Genomic DNA, 20,290 nt, shown 5'->3' on the forward strand with positions numbered 1-20,290 from the left:
TCCGAAGTCGTCAGCCGGCGCGCCAGGCGGCGCGCAGGATTTGCAGGTTGCGCTGAAACAGACCAGCGGTCAGGGCAAAGGCGTCGCGCGTCTCGCTGCCCTTGGTCATCTCCTGCTCCAGCGACACGGCATTGCCGTCCGGTGTGGTTTCCCACTGCTCGGGCTTGCGCGCCTCCTGCACCGCGCCGGACGGGTTGAAGCCCGTCAGGTGCATCGGCGAGGTGAGCGCGGGCGCCACCGTCTGCGGACCGTCCATCAGCGCCGCGAAGGGCTTCAGGTCCTTCGGCTGATAGCCGGGCGTGTTAGCGTTCACGACGTTGGCGGCGATCAGCTTCTGCCGCTCCGCCAAGTAATCGAGGCGCGCGCCGGTCAGCCGAAACACCGAAATGTTGCTAAAATCCATTGGAACGGCCCTATCGCAAAGCCGGAAGGCAAGGCAGGGCCAAGATGACTCCCGGCGTTTAAAACCGGATTTAAAATCCTCGTGTCAGGATCACCGCATTCCGACACGGCGGAGACGTCCCGGCGATGCGCGTGCTTTCCAACCTTCTATCCGAGATCGAGCGGATGCCGACCCGCTCCTGGCGCGGCGAGATCCGCAGTGCCGCCGGCATGACGCTGGAGGTGGAGGGGCTGCGCCGCGTCCTGGCGGTGGGCGACAAATGCTGGGCGGAGACGGCGCGCGGCCAGCGCCTGCTCTGCGAGACCATCGGCTTCCGCCAGGGCCGCACGCTGCTGATGGCCTTCGACAATCTCGACGGCGTGGCGGAGGGCGGCAGCGCCGTCACCGACGACACCGCCTTCACGCTGCGTCCCGGCCCCGGCTGGCTGGGCCGCGTCGTCAACGCGCTGGGAGAGCCGATCGACGGGCGCGGCCCCTTGCGCAACGGCCATCACGCCCGCTCGCTGCGCGCGGCACCGCCGCCGGCCTACGCGCGCCGCCGGGTGGGGGCGAAGATGGACACCGGCGTGCGCGCCATCGATGTCTTCACCCCCATTTGCCGCGGCCAGCGCATGGGCGTCTTCGCCGGGTCCGGCGTCGGCAAATCCACCCTGCTGTCGATGGTCGCCCGCCACGCCGGGGCCGACGCCATCGTGATCGGCCTGGTGGGCGAGCGCGGGCGCGAGGTGCAGGAGTTCATCCAGGACGATCTCGGCGCCGACGGCCTCGCCCGCTCCGTCGTCGTGGTCGCCACCTCGGACGAGCCGCCGCTGATGCGCCGGCAGGCCGCCCATCTCTGCCTGACCGTGGCGGAGGAGTTGCGCGACCGCGGCCTGCACGTCCTCTGCCTGATCGACAGCGTGACCCGCTTCGCCATGGCCCAGCGCGAGATCGGGCTGGCCGCCGGGGAGCCGCCGACCGCCAAGAGCTACCCGCCCAGCGTCTTCGCCGAACTGCCCAAGCTGATGGAGCGCGCCGGGCCGGGGCAGGATGGCCAGGGCGACATCACCGGCATCTTCACCGTCCTGGTGGACGGCGACGATCATGACGAGCCGATCGCCGACGCGGTGCGCGGCATCCTGGACGGGCACGTCGTTCTGGACCGTCGCATCGCCGAGCAGGGGCGCTACCCCGCCGTGAACGTGCTGCGCAGCGTGTCGCGCCTGCTGCCCGGCTGCCACACGGCGGAGCAGAACGCCCTGCTGCGCCGCGCCCGCAGCCTCGCCGCCACCTACGACAACATGCGGGAGCTGGTGCGGATCGGCGCCTACAAGGCCGGCACCGACGCGGAGGTGGACGACGCCGTCGCGCTGAACCCGGCGCTGGAGGAGTTCCTGCGCCAGGGCAAGGACGACGCCACGCCGTCCCTCGACTCCTTCCGTTTCCTCGACCGCATTCTCGCCGCCCCCACCGGAGTCGTCCCATGACCAACGCCACCGCGCTCGCCGCCCGCGCGCTTGCCCCGACCACCGCCGCACGGGACGCCGTGAAGGCCACAGCGAAACAGGAGGCGACCGACCTCAGCCTGGATTTCGGGGACCTGCTGGACGCGGTGAATCCCCTCCAACACCTGCCGGGGGTGTCGCAGGTCTACCGCCACGCCACCGGCGACGAGATCGGCTTGCCGGCGCGGCTGGCCGGCGGCTTCCTGTTCGGCGGCCCCATCGGCCTGCTGGGCAGCGCCGCCATGGCCGCCTTCGAGGGGGTGACCGGCGACGACCCACTGGGCCACCTCGTCGCGCTGGCGGAGGGCGGCGCGGACGAGACGAAGGCTCCGGCGAAGGACACGCCGTCCAGCGCCCCGCCCCTGCCCTTCCTCGCCGGCCCGGCGCAGGAGCCTCCGGCGGACCATCGCCCATCCCCCGCCGTGCTGGCGGAAGCGCTCGCCCGCAAGTCGCCGGGCAGCGATGCCACGGCGGACACGCCGGCGGCCAAGCCGGAGCAGCCCGCTCCGCAAATCCTGGCAAAGCTCTACGAGCTGCACGCCACCCAGCCGGCGGACCGCCCGGCCGTCCGGCTCTGACCCGGTTCAGCGCAGCGCTTTCGCCAGCGCGTCCATGAACAGCCGCAGCTTCGGCGGCACGAAGCGCGCCGAGGGGTGGACGCCCCACACCGCCAGCGGCTCCAACGCCCCGTCGGACAGGGTGAGCGCCACCAGCGCGCCGCGCGCCACCTCCTCCCGCACGTCCCACTCCGACAGGACGGCGATGCCGAGCCCGGCGAGGCAGATGTCCCGCAAGCCCTCGATGGAGTTGGCGGTGAAGCGGCCGCGCACCCGGATTCGCCGCTCCCGCCCGTCGCCCGCGAAGCTCCAGTGGGTCGTGCCGGACAAGCACAGGCACTCGTGCTCCGCCAGATCCGCGACGGCGGCGGGCGTGCCGCGATCCGCCAGATAGCCGGGCGTGGCGTAGAGCCCCCGCGGGTTGTCGGCCAGCCGACGCGCGATCAGCGCGCTGTCCTTCAGACGCGCGATGCGGATGGCGAGGTCGATCCCTTGCCCGACGATGTCCACCACCGTGTCGGTCAGCAGCAGATCGACCGAGACCTGCGGGTTGTCCTTCAGGAAGTCCGCGACCACCGGCACCACGATCTTGCGCCCGAAGGCGGCGGAGGCGGTCAGCCGCAGCAGCCCCGACGCCCCGGCGGAGGACGGCCGGACGCTGGCCCGCGCCGCCGCCTCGTTCTCCAGCATCGCCTGGGCGAAGGGCAGCATCGCCTCCCCCTCCGGCGTCAGCGCGAGGGAGCGGGTGGTCCGCTGCATCAGCCGCGCGCCCATGGCCTCCTCCAGCGCGGCCAGCCGCCGGGTCGCCATCAGCGGCGAGATGCCCAGCCGCCGCGCCGCCCCGGCGAGGCTGCCGGCCTGGGCGGCTTCCACCAGAACGGCGAATCCGGCGAGGTCCATTGCTTCACATTTCGATGTACAGGCCGTTCATTCTGCATGACTGATGCGGATTATGAAAGTGCGATAGGGTCTGTTTCAGAGATCATCGCCTTGGGCCTCACATAGCCCTCTCCCCTCTGGGGAGAGGGTGGCCCGGAGGGCCGGTGAGGGGGTTGCGCTTGTGCCGAACGTACCAACGCGCGCAACCCCCTCACCCTAACCCTCTCCCCAGAGGGGAGAGGGAATGTTGCAAAAGGACCCCCTGTCATGAGCATCACCGACACAATGCCCCACACATCAGCCCACGCACCGGAGCAGACCCGCCTCGGGCGCGGGCTGACCTTCGCCATGGCGACCGCCGCGGGGCTGGCCGTCGCGAACATCTACTACAACCAGCCCATGCTGGGCCTGATCGAAGGCGACCTGCCCGGCCCGCTGACCGGCATGATCCCGACCGCCACGCAGCTCGGCTACGCCGCCGGCCTGCTGCTGTTGGTGCCGCTGGGCGATCTGGTGGAGCGGCGGCGGCTGATCGTCGGGCAGTTCCTGCTGCTCGCCTCGGCGCTGGTCGCGACGGCGCTGGCGCAGGGTCCCGCCCTGCTGGTCGCCGCCTCGCTGCTGCTCGGCGTCTCGGCGACGGTGGCGCAGCAGATCGTTCCCTTCGCCGCGCATCTCGCCTCGCCGCAGCGGCGCGGGGCGGCGGTGGGAACCGTCATGTCGGGGGTGCTGACCGGCATCCTGCTCAGCCGCACGCTGGCCGGCTTCGTCGGCACGCACGAGGGCTGGCGCGCCATGTTCTGGCTGGCCGTACCGCTGGCGCTGGCTGCAGCCGCGCTGATGGCCGTCATGCTGCCGCGCAGCCACCCGAACGCCACATCGCCCAACGCCGGCCTGCGCTACCCGGCGCTGATGCGTTCGCTGGTCCATCTGTGGCGGGAGTTCCCGGCCCTGCGGCTGGCCGCGGTCACCCAGGGGCTGCTGTTCGCCGCCTTCACCACCTTCTGGACCATCCTCGCGCTGCGTCTGGCCGAGCCGCGCTTCGGCCTGGGCGCCGACGCCGCGGGGCTGTTCGGCATCGTCGGCGCGGTCGGCATCCTGGCCGCCCCGATGGCCGGGCGGATCGCCGACCGCAGCGGGCCGCACCGGGTGATCCTGCTGGGCACGCTGCTGACGCTCGCCTCCTGGCTGCTGTTCGGGCTGTGGACGTCGGTCGCCGGTCTGGTCGCCGGGGTGATCCTGCTCGACTTCGCGGTTCAGGCGGCCCTGGTGTCGAACCAGCACATCGTCTACGCCCTGCGCCCCGAAGCCCGCGCCCGGCTGAACACCATCTTCATGGGCGGCATGTTCCTGGGCGGCGCGCTGGGGTCGAGTGCCGCGACGCTGGCCTGGAACGCCGGAGGCTGGACCGCGGTGACCGGCCTGGGCATCGCCGTCGCCGCGGCGGCCACCGTCCTCCAGCTCGCCGCACGGCGCCGGTAGGAAGCCAGAAAATTGGGAGATTGGGGGGCCTACCGCCCCCCGCTCCGCGCCGAGCGTTCCAGGGAGCGGATGTGCGACAGGCCCGGCAGGATTTCGGAGCGGATGAACTCCAAGCGGCGCACCGGGCCGCCGCCGCTGGCAAAACGGGCCTTCCACAGGGCCATCTTCACCGCCAGCCCGCACAGCACGCCGCCGATGGTGACGTGATGATTGGTGATCAGGTCGCGGATGCTGCGGAAGCTCTGGGCGTTGATGTTGCGCCAGAAGTCCTTGGAGCGGTTGTCGAAGCTCTCGAACCGCCCGGTGATCGAGGCAGCGATCTCCGTCAGGTCGCGGCCCACCTCGTCGAGCATCCGGGCGTGGCGGGCGTCGCGGCGGACCTCGCTGAAGCCGCGCACCGCGTCCATCCAGGCCAGGAAGGCCTGAACGTCGGGGACGATCTCGTCCAGGCACTGCTTGAAATAGGCCAGCGACAGGAAGATGTCGCCGTACTCCTCCAGGAAGGCCGGGATGTCGGCCATGGCGATGTCCAGCCGGTCGGCCATCAGGGTCAGCCGGCGGCGCACCTCCGCCAGATCGGGTTCGGCGAACAGGCGGATCAGGTCCTCGACATTCTGCACCTGCACGTCGTCGCTGCCGTAGACGCTTTCGATCAGCGGCCGGGTGAAGACGCGCATGTAGCGGGTCAGCTGCTCGCGGCGGCGCTGCGACAGGCGGAGCGCGGCGTGCTCGTCCACCGCGATCTTCAGGCGGCGCAGCTCGATGCGCAGGGAATAGACGTCGAAGCTGGCGGCCTGGGCGATCTGCCCGATCATCAGCAGGTCGCGGTCCAGCTCGGGCGAGCGGTTGCCGAAATGCAGCGGCAACTGGCTGGGCATCACCTGCCCGCTGCCGGCGTGGACGTCGTTGAACAGCTCCACCACCGTCTGCAGCCGGACATTCTTGATCAGCCGCGCCCGGCGCAGGCCCGGAGTCTCCAGCGGCAGGATCGTCATCGGCAGGATATGAAGGGAGTCGCGGGCGGTGTCCTCGTCCCGGTCGTCCGGGCCGGGTAGCAGGGCCACGACGTGCGGCCACGCGCCCGGCGGCCTGGCCTGTCGGCTCGGCTGCACAGCCAGTCTCCCGGAATTCGGCTTGCCGGAACGCCGCCGCTCAGAAGCGCGGGAAGTTCAGCAGCGACATGGTGATGGACGGGTCGATGGCGATGATCGAGGAGCGTCCGCGGCTGTTGATCGGCCCGATGTAGGGGAGGTTTGTCGAGGCTCCCGCGGGTCCGCCGTTCTTCAGGTCGTACATGGCCGAGAAGCGGTCCAGGAACTTCCCGAGCTTGGCCGGGTCCTTGAAGTCGGCGATGTCGAAGCGCTTCTTCAGCTTGTCGACCAGCCGGTCGAGGTCGCCCAGCGCCGACTGCTCGGGAATGTCGAGCGCGGTGAAGACCACCTTCTGCAGCGCGCGGTCGGCCATCACCTGATACCAGTTGGTGATGCGCGGCGCCTTGCGGTCGAAATAGAGCGCCAGACGGAGGGCGGGGTTGCTCTCCTCCGCCTTCACCTCCAGCGACACGTCGACATAGCGGTCGACGATGGCCTTGACGATCGCCGGCTCCTTCAGCGTGGCGCCGCCCGTCTCCTTGAAGGACAGGACGGTGGCCATCTCCTTGAACTTGGCGTCGTTCATGCGGTTGGCCAGCGCCTCCGGGTCCTTCACCCCCTGGTCCAGCACCTTGCGGATGAGGGCGCGCGCGTAGGTCTGGCTTTCCAGGTCGAAGGCCACCATGACGAAGCGGTAGAGCTTGTCGTCCTTCAGCAGTTCCTCGGCGCTGGAGATCTTGCCGATGTTGGCCTCGAAATAGGCGATGTTGCGCTTCACGTCGGGCCGCGAGCGGATCATCGCGTCGTAGCGGTCCTGGTTGCGGACGATCTGGCGATAATCCTGGAGCGTGCTCATGCCTTCACCTCCGGGGCCGCCGGCCGTCCGCTCTCCTCCGCCGGGTCGGCGTAGGAGGGCGGGATGCGCAGGATCACCTCGCCGGTGTGGGTGTCGAGCACCTCGGTGGACAGGCGGCCCGTGCCGGGGTCGAGGTTGACGCGGTAGGGCGGGAKGGGGTCGGGCTGGCGGCGGTTGTCGGATTCCGCCGACGCGCGGGTCTCCTCGACCACCTCGGTGGCCTTGACGGCTTCGGCCTGGGCGGCGCGCAAGCGGTCGGCCTGGCGCTGGCGGGCTTCGGCGATCAGGTCGGCGCTGGCGGTGCCGCGCTCGCCGTTGACGCCGGATACGCCGCCGGTCAGCCCCTGGATGGGTGCGGGCATGGCGGTCACGCCTCCATACGGGCTTCGGGAGGGCGAGTCTCGGGGGCACGCTCGTCCCGCGGGGTGCGCTGCGCGTTCAGCAGCCCGTCCTCGTAGGCCATCACCGGCCGCAGGCAGGCCAGCGCCTTGTAATAGTCGCGGTCGCTGACGTTGCGCATCGCCTGCATGATGCGGTCCTGCATCTCCGGATGCATGAAGGCGGTGTAGAGCTTGGCCATCATGCCAGCGACGACGCTGCCGTACTGCTCCGCGGCCTGGGGGTCCAGAAGCATACTCTGGATCACGAAATAGGCGCGGCGGACCGGGGTGTCGGCCTCGTCCTCCTGCATGATGTCGCTGCCGCGGATGATCTGGGCGAAGTTGCTGACCGTCAGCGTGTAGCGACGGTTCTCGTTCTGCACGACGCAGCCGTTGATGACCACACGCTCGCAGGGCTTGAGGCGAAGCTTAAGCGCCATAGGACGCCTCCATCGGAGCGGGGGCCTCCGTGCGGGCCACGCCCTGCAGGCCGCGCATGACCGACCGGTTGATGTCGATCAGCGTGCCCGCGTCGGCTTCGCCGCGCAGCACCTGGGTGGTCTGCCGGGCCACCGAGAAGGACAGCGAGACCAGCCCGGCGCGCAGCACCTCGGGCAGCGCGTTGCCGTCCTCCAGAAGGTCGGCGCGCAGCGTGTTCCAGAGTTCCAGGTTGCGCCACAGCGCGTCCTTCAGCGCCGCCGACCGCCAGCCGGCGTCGCGGTTGTCCTCCAGATCCAGGGTGATGCGGAGGAAGACCAGATATTCGATGCGGCGCGGGTCTTCGCACTCGGCCATCGTCTGCTGGTAGGCGGCGATGCTCATGGTCGCACCTTATGCAACGCGCACGGGGGCGCCGGAATGGGGCTGGGACTGGACGTGAGACGAAAAAGAGGCCGGCGCCCCGTCGGGAGAGGGACGCCGGCCGGACCGGGTTAGCGGAACAGCGAGAGAATGTTCTGCGGACCCTGGTTGGCGATCGACAGCGCCTGGGTGGCGAGCTGCTGCTGGACCTGGAGGGCCTGCAGGCGGCTCGATTCCTCGTTCATGTCGGCGTCCACCAGGGAGCCGATGCCCTTGTTCATCGAGTCGGTCAGCTTCGACACGAAGTCGTTCTGCACCGACACGCGGTTCTCGATGGAACCGATCACCGCGGCCTTGCCGATGGCCTTGTCGAGCAGGCCGTTGATGACCTCGAGCGACTTGGTGGCGTTGGAGGTCACGTCGATCTGCGTCAGGTCGGCCAGGCCGCCGAAGGCGTCGCTTTCCTTCGAGCCGACCCACAGGCTGTCCACCTTGGCGGTGAAGTTGCCATCGGTGTTCAGGTCCTGGTCGGTGAATTCCAGCTTGTCGCCGTTGAAGGCCACCTGGAAGTCGCCGCCGGCCGTGGTCAGGGCCGCGTTGACCGCGGTCTCGATCAGGCCCTGGGTGGTCGCCAGATCCGTGGTGTAGTCGATGCCCGACAGGTCCACCGTCACGGCGGTCTTGGTGCCCGCCTCGTTGGTGACGTTCAGGGTCAGGTTGCCCAGGCCCAGGTTCTGGCCGTCGATGAAGGTGGTGTCCGGCGCACCGATGGCGATGCCGACGCTGGCCTTCAGGTCGTTGGTGGAGTCCACCTGCTGCTCGATCGTGGCCTTGCCGACGATCGAGGTGACCTGCATGTCCTGGCGCTGGAAGCTGATGTAGCTCGGATCGACCGTGCCGGCGCTGCGGCTCAGCGACGCCAGGATGTCAACGTTCTGGTCCTTGGCCGTGCCGTCGTTGGAGTAGGTGATGCGCAGCAGGTTGTCGCCGTTGAAGGAGGCGTCGGCGGCGGCGCCCTTCACCAGCTTGACGAGCTGGTCGATGTCGTTCTGGATCAGCGACTTGTCGACGCCGTTGGTCTGGCCGGCGATGACGCGGGCCTTCAGCGTCTGCAGGTTCTCGACGATGTTCTTGGACGCCACCGACGCGGTGTTGGTCGTGCCCGAACCCAGTTCCAGCGATTCCTTCACCGCCTTGAAGCCGGCGACGTCGGCGCGCATGGTCGTGGCGATCGACCAGTAGGCGGCGTTGTCCTTGGCGTTGTTGACCTTGAGACCGGTCGAGATGCGATCCTGGGTGGTCGCCAGATCGTCGGTCACGCGGCGCAGCGTCTGCAGCGCGGTCATCGCCGAGGTGTTGGTCATGATCGAGGCCATGTGTATCTCCATTCGCGAGATGCAGAGCGCCTTTCTGACGCTGGGGCCGGGTGCGCGGGCCTTCCCACTTGGTTCTTATGGGCGCGCAACCGACCATTCGACTGTGACCGACCCCGTTTAAACCGGAGTAAAAAACCGCAGCATTTCCAGGGTGACGCATTCGTCTTTCAAAGATGGGCATCTTTTAAAAGTAATCGTGCATTTTATAGAAATGCGGCGACCGCGCACAGCGGCTCAGCCGGCGTGCCCGAAGGGCCGCGGCCATGGCGTCTTTCAAAGTGTTGGGGGCAAAATGTCGGAAACGGAGCGTAAGGCGAGACTTTGAAATTAAGGCGCCGTCACTCGGCGGCGACGAGACAGCTGGGGTGCAGGCCGGACGCGGCGAAGGGGATGGCCGGGAAGCGGCGGGCGGCGGTGGCGTGTGCGGCGGCCGGAACAGCCTCTTCATGYTCGGGCGGGGCCTCGAACTTGTAGCCGCGTCCGTAGACGGTCTCGATGTAGCGGGCGCCGCCGGTGGCYTCGGCGATCTTCTTGCGCAGCTTGCAGATGTAGACGTCGATGACCTTGTCCAGCGGGTCGGCGCCGGACAGGCCGTAGACCTCGTCGTAGATGTGCTCCTTGGAGACGACGCGGCGGTGATGGGCGGCCAGCACGCCGAGGATGGCGTGCTCGCGCTGGCTCAGCCGCAGCCGCTCGCCATCGACGTCYGGGTCGCGCCCGTCGAGGAACACCGTCAGCCGACCCACCCGCACCGCGTTGCTCAGCAGGCCGCGCGAGCGCCGCCGCGCCACCTCGATGCGCGCCCGCACCTCGGCGCTGACCACCGGCTTGACCAGCACGTCGTCGGCCCCGGCGTGCAGCAACTCCACGGTCGTCGCCACGCAGCGCCGGTCGAGCAGGCAGAGGATCGCCGCCCCGACCTGATGCGCCCGCAGCGCCGCCACGCAGCGCGCCGGGTCGTCGACGCTGCCCAGGACGATGGCGTCGTAGCCCAGCCCGTCGGCACCCTGCTGTTGCAGAAGCTCCTCCAGCCCGGCCCAGTCCTGGCGATCGTAGCGGATCTTCCCCATGCCGAGCTGACGGCCGAGGGCGTCGGCGATCAACGGATTTGGTTCAACCAGGACAGCACGCATGGGGTTCTCCGCAGAATCGGATCGGCCAGGGCGATTGATTTGCTTTTTAGGAAAAGTCTTTTTCGCGCCTGCAAACATCATTCAAAAAACCAATCGAAATCCGTACTGTCAATCGTTGGTGTTAATACCTTGGCGAGAGGCGGGAGTCGGCGTTAAAGCGGTTTTAAAACCCGTTAACAGAAATGATTTTGGGAAATTTGCCGGTGAAAACCGCGAAAATACAGGACGAATTCTCGGCTCCGCTTTTGCCGGGCTGTCTCCCTGTCCTGGCCTATGGAAAAAGGTCCCTGTGCGCGGCGCGCCGGACGCGCTACTGTGGCGGTGCAGGCCCGACTGTCAGGATAAGCCGCGATGACCGAGATGATGCCGCTCTCCAACGCCGAGGATACGACGCCTCCGCCCGCGGCGCCGGCCAAGCGGACCACCCGTCAGCGCGCGGCAAAGGCGCCGTCGGAGGAAACCACGCAACTCCTGCGCGTCTATGGCGATCAGGTCGCCACGCTGGGCGAACAGATCGCCAAGGCCGAGGCCGCGGCGGACAGCGAACGGGCGGAGCGGCTGCGGGTGATCGCCGAGCACGCCTCCGAACGCGAACGCTGGCGCGAGGCCATCGGGCAGGTGGAGCGGGCGCGCTCCGGGGAGGTCGGGACCCTCCAGGGCGATCGCGACGCGGAGCGCGACCGCATCAATCAACTCGTCGAGACGCTGATCGCCGAAACCTCGGCGCGCGAGCAGGGCATGGCCCGTGCGCTTCAGGACGCGGAGGACCGGCTGTCCGCGGTGAATTCGGAGATCGCCGCCCTGCGCCTGTCCCACGCGGTGGCTCTGGACCGGCTCCAGGCCGACCGGGAGGCGGAGCGCAAGCGCATCGGCGACCTCGTGGAACGGCTGATCGCCGACACGGAGGCGCGGGAACGCGGTTTCCGTCAGCGCATCGAGGCGGCGGAACGCCGCAGCGAGGAGGCGCAAACGGCCTTGGAGCGGGAGCGCCGAACCGGCGCGGAGTTGGAGAAGCGGCTGGAGCGGCTGACCGGCACGCTGGACGGCCTGCGCCGCGACCGCGAGGCCGAGGTCGCTGCCTACGAGGCGATGCGCGACCAGTGCCGCATCCTGGTGACCGAGCTGGCGCGGCGGCAGAGCCCCTGGTGGCGCCGCCTGTTCCGGAGTTGAGCGTCCGGCGCTGAGCGTTATTCGTCCTTTTTCTCGTCGCCGCCGCGGAAGGGCGCGGTCGCCACATGGGCCGTGGCCGACACCACGTCGCCGGCGACGCTGACCGCGGACCCGGCGACGCTGGCCGCCGTGTCCACGGTGGCGACCACCACCCCGCAACCGGTCAGAAGCAAGGCTGCCGGAAGGATCAGGGCGGCGACGGACAAGCCGGATCGGGACAGGGCGGGGCGGGGCATGGTCTTCGACCTTTGAATGGAGTGACGCCGCTCCACTATGCCCCGGACGCGCGATGGCGCGCCTGTGACCAAACGGCGGCGCTCATGCTGTCACGCCGCCGTATCGCTGCCAAGCGGGTCCTGCTTAAGGCAGCTTCTTGAAGACCATGCGCCGCATCGGCTGGTCGAAGGCGGTCATCCCCTCCGCGTCGATCCGCCCGCTGGCGGCGAAGCGGCGGCGGACCTCGGCCTCGACCGGAGGCAGGCGTTCGCGCCGCGCCGGGTCCACGGCGGTGACGTGAGTCAGGTAATGATCGGCGTCGCGGTAGCGCACCACGGTGCCGTAGACCGTCTCGTCCACCGCCTGCAGCGGCAGCGGCGGATGCTTCAGCGTGTCGTAGGCGGCGGCGCGCACCTCCGTCTCGTCCTCGATGGGCAGGATGACCTCGAAATAGGCGCCCTCGGCGATCGGCTCCACCACTACCAGCGTGCCGCCGGGCTTCAGGACCCGCGCCGCCTCGGCCATCGCGTCGGCCATGACCGCCAGCGGCAGGTGGTGGAAGCTGTTGGAGTAAACGACGGCGTCCACCGACGCGTCGGCCAGCGGCAGCGCCTCCCCCTTGCCGACGCGGTAGTCGGCGCCGGCCACCGGCTCCGCCTTGCGGGCGCGGGCGAGCTGGCCCTCGCTGATCTCGATGCCGATGGCCCGGGCGCCGAGTCCCGCGAAATGGCGGGTCAGCGCCCCGTCGCCACAGCCGACATCCACCACGGTCCGGTCCCGCGGGTCCAGAATCTCGGCCAGGGCGTCCTTCAGGGTCATCGTCGTCATGGTGCGTTTCCGTTTTTCTTGATGGTTGGCAGGTGTTGGGGGCGTTCCGGACCCGGTGGGTCAGGGCGCGGCGTTCAGCGTCCGCCGGAAATAGTCGAGGACCTCGTCGTTCAGCCGCGCGTGGAAGCCGGCGCGGTCGAAGCCCGGCGGGTCCTGCACCGTCGCGCCGAAGCGGGCGGCGGCGCTGGCCGGGACCGGCGTCAGGAAGGCGTAGTGGCCGGCGCCGGGCACGAGGTCGTATTCCGGCGGCCGGGGCAGCAGGCCGCGCACCCGCGCCACCTGGAGGGCGCCGCTCTCGTCGCCCTTCTCCGCCTCGTACAGCCGGACCGGAACGGTGACGCGGGACAGCGCGCCGTCCCCGAACAGCGCGCCGACCGGGTCCATCAGCAGCAGCGAGCGGATGCGGGGATCGGTGGCGGCCTCCAGCCGCTTCGGCGCGGCCGCGGCCGTGGTCTTGGCGCCCGCCGGGCAGAGGCTGCGATCGTCCGGATGGGTGGCGCACACCTGGGCCAGCCGCCCCGGATCGGCGACCCCGCCCGCCGCCGCCAGCGCCGCATGGCCCCCGGCTGCGTAGCCGAGCACGCCGATGCGCTGCCGGTCCACCCGGAAGCCCATGGGCGAGGAGGCCAGCACAGCGTCCAGCGCTGCGCGGAGCTGCAGCGGCAGTTCCGGCCACAGCGGGACGGTGCCGATCCGGTCGCCCTTGCCGGCCCTGGGGTCCGCGTCCGGTTCCATGCCGCCGAGATGGGTCACGATGGCGGTCATCATCCCGCGGCGCGCCAGGAACAGGGCGACGCTGACCATCGCCAGCCCGTTGCGCGCCGGTCCCTGGGTCATCATCACCAGCGGCACGGAATCCAGCGCCGGTCCGCCCTCCGGGGCGACATTCAGATGATAGGGTCCCCGGCGGATCGGCTGGACGGGATCGCGCGTCGGGTAGAGCAGCAGGATCGGTACCGTCTTGCCTGCGCCCGGATCGGCGTAGGCGATCTGCGACACCGCCGCCCGGAACTGGGCTGGCGTTTCCGCCCGCGCGGGCAGGACCGGGAGCAGCCCGGTCATCGCAAGAGCCAGAACCCACCGCCGTGTTCGCGGACTCATCGCAACCCCTCCGGCATTATGTCTCGAAGCCTTCCCCGCTAGGGGGGAGTGTGGCCGTCTTGCCGGTCGAACGGCAAGCACGACGTTTCCTGCCTGAACAATGGGATCCGCAAATCATGGCGCCTTGCCAAGGAACGGGCCGCGCTGTACCACGGCGGTGAGCCCAGCGAACCGCCAAGGCACAGGCCGGCCCGTCCCATGTTCGACAGCTTCCTTCTCGCCTTCACGGCGCTGTTCTCGATCGTCAACCCCATCGCCATGGCGCTGATCTTCAGCCAGGTGACGGCGGAGCGCAGCCACGGCGAGCGGGTGCAACTCGCCACGCTGGTCGCCGTCTATTCGGCCATCGTCATGCTGACGGCCCTGTGGGCGGGGTCCTATGTGCTGAACTTCTTCGGCATCTCGCTGGCGGCGCTGCGGATCGCCGGCGGCTTCGTGGTGGCGGAGCGCGCCTGGGCGCTGCTGAGCGCGCCGGAAGCCCACGAGGCCCGCAAGCAGGAGCAGGCCGCACCGGCGGAGGATGCCGGGGAATCCGATGTCGGGGAATCGGCCTTCTTCCCCCTGACCATCCCCTTCACCACCGGCCCCGGCACCATCTCCGTCGCCATCGCGCTCGGCGCCACCCGCCCCAGAGGCACCGAGGGGCTCGCCGAATTCTTCATCGGCGTGTCGGCGGCGGCGCTGGCCATCGCGCTGCTGATCTGGCTGTCCTACCGTTCCGCCGACCGGCTGGTGGCTCTGCTCGGCCACACCCGCGCCCGCGTGCTGACGCGGCTGTTCGCCTTCCTGCTGTTCTGCGTTGGCGTCCAGATCCTGCTGACCGGCATCCTGGACGCCTTCCCCGTGCTGGCCGCGGCGCGTTAAGGCCGATTCAGCGTGCGCGCCCCACGCGCTGGCGGGCCATGCGGTCGGCCACGGCGGCGGTCGGCTTGCGCTCCATGTCGGCGCGGGCGAAGATCTCGGTCAGCGTGTCGGCGATCCGCTCGATGTGGCTCATCACGCGGCTGTGGTCGTAGCCGGCGCGCTCGTAATGGACGTCGATCACCCCGCCGGCGTTGATGACGTAATCGGGGGCGTAGAGGATGCCGCGGTCGGCCAGCGCCTGCCCGTGCCGGGCCTCGGCGAGCTGGTTGTTGGCAGCACCCGCAACGACCGGGCAGGTCAGCCGCGGGATTATGCCGTCGTTCAGAACGGCGCCCAGCGCGCAGGGGGCGAAGACGTCCACCTCCAGATCGAAGACGGCGTCGGCGGACACCGGTGTTGCGCCGACGCGGTCGGCCACGCGGCGGGCCTGCGCCTCGTCGATGTCGGCGACCCACAGCCGCGCCCCGGCCTCGGCCAGATAGCGGGCGAGATGCCCGCCGACGCTGCCCACCCCTTGGATGGCGACGGTCAGCCCTTCCAGGTCGGTGCGGTGCAGGCGATGGCGCACCGCCGCGCGGAGCCCGACGAAGACGCCGTAGGCGGTTGAGGGGGAGGGGTCGCCGCTGCGCGTGCCGCCGCTTGCGGTCGCCTTCTCGACGACGCCGGAGACATGGGCGGTCTCCAGCGCCATGGTCTTGATGTCGGGGACCCCGGTGCCGGAATCCTCGGCGACGATGTAGCGTCCGCCCAGCCGCTCGACGTGGCGCCCCATGGCGCGCAGCAGCGCCTCGCTCTTGTCGGTGCGCGGGTTGCCGATGATGACCGACTTGCCGCCGCCCAGCGGCAGGCCGGCCAGGGCCGACTTGTAGGTCATGCCGCGAGACAGGCGCAGCGCATCGCGCAGGGCCTCCTCGTCGCTGGCGTAGGGCCACATGCGGCAACCGCCCAGCGCCGGGCCGAGCGCGGTGTCGTGGATGGCGATGATTGCGCGCAGGCCGGACGCGGCGTCGGAGCAGAAGACCACCTGCTCATGGTCGTCGAAATCGGGATGGTCGAACAGCTGCACGGTTTCCTCCAAATTTTTTCTTTTTGAAAAGCGGGGATCACCGTGACGCAAAGCTCGGGCGTTGCGCGCGGAAGAGGTTCGCGCGCCGTGCGGTGGTACGGCGTGTCCGCTTTTCCTTGCCCTGTGCTTCACCCCTGCATGGTCGGGCGGGGAAGCGACGGGCTGTTCTCTTGAAGGAAACTAGATGCGCATGAAAATGCTGGCAAGACGGACGGTTGGCCGGCCTGCAAAAAGCAAGGAGATGAGCGCCGGGGCGGTCCGGCGTCGGGAAAGTGTCGCAGACGGGGCCGCGAACGATCATTTCCGGTCCGCTCGGGGGAAGGGGGAAAGAGGCCGGGAACCGGCCGGGCGGTGGGAGGAGGCCGCCCGGCCGGTCCCCGCGGGGATCAGAATTCCTCCTCGTCCCCGCCGAAGCCGCCCCACGAATCCTCTTGGCTGGGGAGTTCCTCGGCGACCTGATCGACGGCGCCCTGGGCCTCCTGGGCGATGGCCTCGCCGCCGCCGGAGAAGGCGCTGGACAGCGCGCTGCCGATCAGCATGCCGCCGGCCACGCCCATGGCGGTCTGCATGGCGCCGGCCATGAAGCCGCCGCCGGCCCGTTGGGGCTGCTGGGCGTAGGCGGCGACGCGAGGGTCGCCATAGGCCGGGGCGGCGCCTGGCGCCTGGCCCCAAGGGGAGTTGCCGGGCGAGCCGCCGGGGCGCTGCTGCGGGGCCGGGGCGGGCTTGGCGCCGCCACCGAACAGGCCGCCGAAGATGCCGCCGCCGCCCGCGGCCGCAGCCGGGCGCTCCTGAAGCTGGCGCTCCAGCTCCTGGTTCTGGTTCTGCGAGGCGGCCAGCGCCTGCTCCAGCATGACGATGGCCTGCGCCATCAGGTAGGGCGCCGCCGGCTGGCGGGCGATGGTGTCGCGGATGTGGGCTTCGGCCTGCGGGTCGCGCGGGCCGGACTGGGCCTCGGCCTGACGCAGCTTGGCGAAGAGGTCGTCAATGATCTGGCGTTCGGTCTGGTCCATGGCGGTGCTCGTGCTCTCGGTGGTTTGCGGGATGGTCCGGGCGTGCCCCGGCGCGTCGTCCGTGGGGCGGGCGGCGTCGTCCGGAGGGGGGCGGAAAGATGTGGAGGGTGTTGGAGAGGTCTGGGGATCGCGGGTCCATGGGAGCATTCAGTCCCTCCAAGTGCGGTCACGCCCGTCGGCGCAAGAGCAGGTGAAGAGATCCGACATCGCGACCACGTCTAAGTCGCCAGAGGGGCCCGGATCACAGGTCCCGGAGACGTGGGGAGGGCCGGGAAACCTGTCAAGAGAGGGGGGCGCCAGAAAAATAACGGAAAACAGCGCTGCGTTATTCCGGCCGGGTGCGCGCCTCGAAGCGGCGGCGGTCGCTTTTGTCGCTGAGCACGAAGGCGAAGGGGCGCAGCGCGTCGATGTGGCTGAGCGCGATGGCGATCAGGACGGTCATCGGAACCGCCAGCACGGTTCCGGCGGCCCCCCACAGCCAACTCCACAGCAGCAGCGAACTGACGATCACCAGCGGGGAGATGGCGAGCTGCTTGCCCTCCAGCCGCGGGCCGATGAAGTTGCCCATCACCTGTTCGATCACCAGCAGCCCGCCCGCGACCATCAGGGCGGTGGACGAACCGCCCTGGGCCAGCGCCATCAGCACGGGCAGCGTGGCCGCTCCCACCGACCCGATCACCGGTATGTAGTTCAGCAGGAAGGCCAGGAAGCCCCACAGGAACAGGAAGTCGATCCCGAACAGCGACAGCCAGCCGATGTAGAGCGCCCCGGTGATCAGGCCCAGCGTCGTGCTGACCAGCAGGAAGCGGCGGAACTGCTGGGCGATGGCGGTGACCGCGGTGACGGTGGTGGCGCAGCGCTCCGGCCCCAGCGTCTTCACGATTTTCTCGCGCCAGACCGGCGCCTCGACCAGCATCAGCAGGGCGAGGAACAGCACGATGACCAGCGTCGAGACGGCCTCCCGCGCCGCCGTCAGCACCGACGCGACGAGGCCGGACAACGCCTCCGCCCCGCCGCCTCCGTCGCTGCCGGAGCCGCCGTCCGAATCGCCGAGAAACTGTTCGCGCAGCCCGTCGATCCAGCCGTTCGCCTGCCCCCACAGGCGTTGCAGCTCCTCGCCGTGGCGCGGCACCTCGCCGGCCACGCGCTGGCCGATGAACCACAGGCCGCCGGCGAAGACGGCCAGCACCAGCAGCACCGTCAGCATGGCGGCGAGCGGGCCGAGCAGGGCCAGCCGCGGCGGCACCCGGTCGCGCACCCAGCGCCCGACCGGCGCCACGGCGACCGCCACGAAGAAAGCCCCGGCCAGCGGGATGAGCACCGGCGAGGCGGCGCCGAGGCCCCACAGGACGGCCAAGGCGGCCAGCAGGCCGAGCAGCCAGAGGCCGAGCGTGATCCGGTCGATGGACCAGCGCCGATTGCCGTCCGCGTCCTCTCGCTGTGCCAAAGCCGTCCGCTCCCCGCTGTTGCGCCGCGCCGCCGGTTGGGCAGCATGAGCTTGACGCGAATCCGGCGCCGAAGTTCCGCCGCGCCCCATTCGGTGCAGGGGGCGCAGAATTGCCGCCGGGGGACGTTGCGGCGCAGCAGGCCCGGCACCAACTCACTGGGGCCGGCTCCGCCGGAGCGGGATTCAGCCTTGGGGACACACGCCATGGACCGCATCAACACGGCTTTCCTGTTCGACCTCGACGGAACGCTGATCGACAGCGTCTACCAGCATGTGCTGGCCTGGCAGGAGGCGCTGGACCAAGAAGGGATCGAGCTGTCGGTCTGGCGCATCCACCGCAAGATCGGCATGAGCGGCGGCCTGTTCGCCAACATGCTGCTGCGCGAGACCGGCCTCGCCATCAGCCCGGAGCTTCTGGAACGGCTGCGCCGCCGCCATGCCGAGGCGTTCCGCGGGCTGGCCGGGCGCGTCCGCCCGCTGCCCGGCGCGCAGGAGCTGCTGTCCCACCTGACGGCGGCGGGCATCCCCTGGGCCATCGCGACCAGCGGGCGGATCGAGACGGCGCGCTCCGGCCTTGAGGCTCTGGGCGTCGACCCCGACAGGATACCGGTGGTGACGCGCGATCAGGTGAAATACGCCAAGCCCGACCCTGACCTGTTCCTGGCCGCGGCGGAGCGGCTGGCCGTGCCCATCGAGTCGGCCATCGTGGTCGGCGACAGCGTGTGGGACATCCTGGCCGCGCGGCGCGCCCGCGCGCTCAGCATCGGGCTGCTGTCCGGCGGCTACGGGCAGGACGAGCTGGAGCGGGCCGGCGCCTTCCGCGTCTATGAGGACCCGGCCAGCCTGCTGGAGCATCTCGACGAGGTGGGAGGCCGACGCTGAGCGCCGACCGACGCCGTGCGCTGCTGATCGTCAACGGGAAGGCCCGCCAGGGGCGGCGCGCGCTCGACGACATCCGGGAGGAGGCCGCGAAGGCGGGAGTCACCCTGATCCGCGCCGAGTGCCGCGAACGGGAGGACATCGCCGAGGCGATTCGTGACCATGCCGACTCGGTGGACATGGTCATCATCGGGGGCGGCGACGGCACGATGAACGCCGCCGCCCCGGCGCTGGCCGACACCGGCCTGCCGCTCGCCATCCTGCCGATGGGCACGGCGAACGATCTGGCGCGCACGCTGGGAATCCCGCTGGATGTGCGGGAGGCGGCGAAGCTGGCCGTCAGCGGCCCGGTCCGCCGAATCGACCTGGGCGAGGTCAACGGCGTGGCCTTCTTCAACGTCGCCAGCATCGGGCTCAGCGTCGAACTGGCCCGCGAACTGACGCGCGAGATGAAGCGGCGCTGGGGCGTGTTCGGCTACGCCGTGGCGGCCTTCCGCGTGGCGCGGCGCATGGCGCCCTTCCGCGCCGAGATCCGCATCAACGGGACGCGGCACCGCGTCAAGTCGGTGCAGATCGGAGTCGGCAACGGGCGCCATTACGGCGGCGGCATGACCGTTCAGGAGAACGCCGCCCCCGACGATGGGCAGCTGGACGTCTACAGCATCGACCTGCGCGGCTGGTGGGAGTGGCCCCTGCTGTACCCGGACTTCCGGCGCGGCCGGCACGGGCACTGGAAGAACGTTCACGCCTGGTACGGGCAGGAGGTGGAGATCACCACCCGCCACCGCCGCCCGGTCAACACCGACGGCGACATCACCACCCACACCCCGGCGCGCTTCCGCGTGCGGCCGGGAGCCGTCGCGGTCATCGCGCCGCCGCGGTGAGGCCTTGCCCTCATAACTCTCCGCAACTCCAGCGCGACATTCCCCCCACGCTCCCAGTGCGTTCGTGAAACAGTTCGCTGAGCGAACATAATCGCTTGCGGGCTAGTGGTATCTGGTATACCGTATCTCCAATCCAAGCCGCTTCCCTTCTCCGGGGCAACGAAACCGCGGCCCAGACCCCTTCAGCCGGGGGCCCTCCCACGCGAGGGGAAAGAAGAGTCAGGGACGGGAACAGCCATGCAGACGATGAGTTTCTCGGTCGCACCCCTGGATCAGGGGATGAGCTTCAAGGCCAAGGCCTACCAGTCGCTGCGCCAAGCCATCACCCAGATGGACATCTACGGCGGGCCGAGCGAGATCCGCCTCGACGAGCGCCAGCTCTGCGA

General features: G+C 69.9%; 22 protein-coding genes. 7 read left to right on the forward strand and 15 right to left on the reverse strand.

Annotated elements, in window-relative coordinates; all coding sequences use genetic code 11:
* Positions 1–10 precede the first annotated feature (10 nt).
* Positions 11–403 carry a flagellar basal body rod protein FlgB gene (locus AC1DVI_RS23870; RefSeq protein ID WP_041814267.1) on the reverse strand — a complete coding sequence of 131 codons (393 nt, stop codon included), beginning with the start codon at positions 401–403 and terminating at the stop codon, positions 11–13.
* 125 nt (positions 404–528) lie between these two features.
* On the opposite strand from AC1DVI_RS23870, the gene fliI reads away from it, so the two are divergent.
* Together fliI and AC1DVI_RS23880 are read left to right on the forward strand one after the other, a co-directional pair.
* A complete protein-coding gene (fliI, locus tag AC1DVI_RS23875) occupies positions 529–1,869 on the forward strand; it encodes a flagellar protein export ATPase FliI (protein ID WP_476960075.1) in 1,341 nt (446 codons plus the stop codon).
* Positions 1,866–2,465 carry a hypothetical protein gene (locus tag AC1DVI_RS23880; protein ID WP_476960076.1) on the forward strand — a complete coding sequence of 200 codons (600 nt, stop codon included), beginning with the start codon at positions 1,866–1,868 and terminating at the stop codon, positions 2,463–2,465. The genes fliI and AC1DVI_RS23880 overlap by 4 nt, the downstream gene beginning before the upstream one ends.
* A 6-nt stretch (positions 2,466–2,471) precedes the next feature.
* Here the strand turns inward: AC1DVI_RS23880 and AC1DVI_RS23885 are convergent, their stop codons facing one another.
* Positions 2,472–3,344, reverse strand: a complete 873-nt coding sequence (locus tag AC1DVI_RS23885; protein ID WP_476960077.1) for a LysR family transcriptional regulator — start codon at positions 3,342–3,344, stop codon at positions 2,472–2,474.
* 246 nt (positions 3,345–3,590) lie between these two features.
* Between AC1DVI_RS23885 and AC1DVI_RS23890 the strand changes: the two genes are divergently transcribed.
* Positions 3,591–4,802: an MFS transporter gene (locus AC1DVI_RS23890; protein ID WP_476960078.1), complete on the forward strand. Its 1,212-nt coding sequence runs from the start codon at positions 3,591–3,593 to the stop codon at positions 4,800–4,802.
* Positions 4,803–4,831: 29 nt separating this feature from the next.
* On the opposite strand, the gene AC1DVI_RS23895 is transcribed toward AC1DVI_RS23890, so the two are convergent.
* The 7 genes from AC1DVI_RS23895 to AC1DVI_RS23925 form a co-directional block, all read right to left on the reverse strand.
* Positions 4,832–5,866, reverse strand: coding sequence for a hypothetical protein (locus AC1DVI_RS23895; RefSeq protein WP_476960093.1), 1,035 nt, complete (start codon positions 5,864–5,866; stop codon positions 4,832–4,834).
* 88 nt (positions 5,867–5,954) lie between these two features.
* On the reverse strand, positions 5,955–6,749 hold the full coding sequence (locus tag AC1DVI_RS23900) for a DUF1217 domain-containing protein (protein ID WP_476960079.1): 795 nt from the start codon (positions 6,747–6,749) through the stop codon (positions 5,955–5,957).
* Positions 6,746–7,111, reverse strand: a complete 366-nt coding sequence (locus AC1DVI_RS23905) for a FlaG family protein (RefSeq protein ID WP_476960080.1) — start codon at positions 7,109–7,111, stop codon at positions 6,746–6,748. Before AC1DVI_RS23905 ends, AC1DVI_RS23900 begins: the two co-directional genes overlap by 4 nt.
* 5 nt (positions 7,112–7,116) lie before the next feature.
* Positions 7,117–7,569 carry a flagellar biosynthesis repressor FlbT gene (locus AC1DVI_RS23910; protein WP_476960081.1) on the reverse strand — a complete coding sequence of 151 codons (453 nt, stop codon included), beginning with the start codon at positions 7,567–7,569 and terminating at the stop codon, positions 7,117–7,119.
* On the reverse strand, positions 7,559–7,951 hold the full coding sequence (gene flaF, locus AC1DVI_RS23915; RefSeq protein ID WP_476960082.1) for a flagellar biosynthesis regulator FlaF: 393 nt from the start codon (positions 7,949–7,951) through the stop codon (positions 7,559–7,561). Before flaF ends, AC1DVI_RS23910 begins: the two co-directional genes overlap by 11 nt.
* Positions 7,952–8,061: 110 nt before the next feature.
* Entirely contained in the window at positions 8,062–9,306 is a 1,245-nt protein-coding gene (locus tag AC1DVI_RS23920; RefSeq protein WP_035682206.1) for a flagellin N-terminal helical domain-containing protein, read from the reverse strand.
* A gap of 338 nt (positions 9,307–9,644) precedes the next feature.
* Positions 9,645–10,439 (reverse strand): response regulator transcription factor, encoded by a 795-nt coding sequence (locus AC1DVI_RS23925; protein ID WP_476960083.1) that lies wholly within the window; start codon positions 10,437–10,439, stop codon positions 9,645–9,647.
* Positions 10,440–10,790: 351 nt separating this feature from the next.
* Here AC1DVI_RS23925 and AC1DVI_RS23930 point away from each other — a divergent pair, with 351 nt between their 5' ends.
* Positions 10,791–11,609 carry a hypothetical protein gene (locus tag AC1DVI_RS23930; protein WP_476960084.1) on the forward strand — a complete coding sequence of 273 codons (819 nt, stop codon included), beginning with the start codon at positions 10,791–10,793 and terminating at the stop codon, positions 11,607–11,609.
* A 17-nt stretch (positions 11,610–11,626) separates the two neighbouring features.
* Here AC1DVI_RS23930 and AC1DVI_RS23935 read toward each other — a convergent pair whose 3' ends face one another.
* The 3 genes from AC1DVI_RS23935 to AC1DVI_RS23945 all read right to left on the reverse strand — a co-directional run bounded on the left by AC1DVI_RS23935 (position 11,627) and on the right by AC1DVI_RS23945 (position 13,715).
* A complete protein-coding gene (locus AC1DVI_RS23935) occupies positions 11,627–11,845 on the reverse strand; it encodes a hypothetical protein (protein ID WP_476960085.1) in 219 nt (72 codons plus the stop codon).
* A 124-nt stretch (positions 11,846–11,969) separates the two neighbouring features.
* Complete coding sequence (locus AC1DVI_RS23940; protein WP_476960086.1) at positions 11,970–12,653, reverse strand: class I SAM-dependent methyltransferase; 684 nt, start codon at positions 12,651–12,653, stop codon at positions 11,970–11,972.
* Between the two features lie 60 nt (positions 12,654–12,713).
* Positions 12,714–13,715, reverse strand: a complete 1,002-nt coding sequence (locus tag AC1DVI_RS23945; RefSeq protein WP_476960087.1) for an alpha/beta hydrolase family protein — start codon at positions 13,713–13,715, stop codon at positions 12,714–12,716.
* A 237-nt stretch (positions 13,716–13,952) separates the two neighbouring features.
* Here AC1DVI_RS23945 and AC1DVI_RS23950 point away from each other — a divergent pair, with 237 nt between their 5' ends.
* On the forward strand, positions 13,953–14,618 hold the full coding sequence (locus AC1DVI_RS23950; RefSeq protein ID WP_476960088.1) for a MarC family protein: 666 nt from the start codon (positions 13,953–13,955) through the stop codon (positions 14,616–14,618).
* A 7-nt stretch (positions 14,619–14,625) separates the two neighbouring features.
* Here AC1DVI_RS23950 and AC1DVI_RS23955 read toward each other — a convergent pair whose 3' ends face one another.
* The 3 genes from AC1DVI_RS23955 to AC1DVI_RS23965 form a co-directional block, all read right to left on the reverse strand.
* A complete protein-coding gene (locus AC1DVI_RS23955) occupies positions 14,626–15,684 on the reverse strand; it encodes a Glu/Leu/Phe/Val dehydrogenase dimerization domain-containing protein (RefSeq protein WP_476960089.1) in 1,059 nt (352 codons plus the stop codon).
* Between the two features lie 386 nt (positions 15,685–16,070).
* The gene (locus AC1DVI_RS23960) at positions 16,071–16,841 is read right to left on the reverse strand and encodes a DUF2076 domain-containing protein (protein ID WP_476960090.1); all 771 of its coding nucleotides are present in this window, start codon (positions 16,839–16,841) and stop codon (positions 16,071–16,073) included.
* Between the two features lie 178 nt (positions 16,842–17,019).
* Positions 17,020–18,141, reverse strand: coding sequence for an AI-2E family transporter (locus AC1DVI_RS23965; protein WP_476960091.1), 1,122 nt, complete (start codon positions 18,139–18,141; stop codon positions 17,020–17,022).
* A gap of 204 nt (positions 18,142–18,345) precedes the next feature.
* Here AC1DVI_RS23965 and AC1DVI_RS23970 point away from each other — a divergent pair, with 204 nt between their 5' ends.
* On the forward strand, positions 18,346–19,023 hold the full coding sequence (locus tag AC1DVI_RS23970) for an HAD family hydrolase (RefSeq protein ID WP_476960092.1): 678 nt from the start codon (positions 18,346–18,348) through the stop codon (positions 19,021–19,023).
* The gene (locus AC1DVI_RS23975; RefSeq protein WP_476960094.1) at positions 19,020–19,904 is read left to right on the forward strand and encodes a lipid kinase; all 885 of its coding nucleotides are present in this window, start codon (positions 19,020–19,022) and stop codon (positions 19,902–19,904) included. The genes AC1DVI_RS23970 and AC1DVI_RS23975 overlap by 4 nt, the downstream gene beginning before the upstream one ends.
* Positions 19,905–20,290: the final 386 nt, after the last annotated feature.

The sequence above is a fragment of the Azospirillum sp. P4_B5 genome (assembly GCF_056402275.1).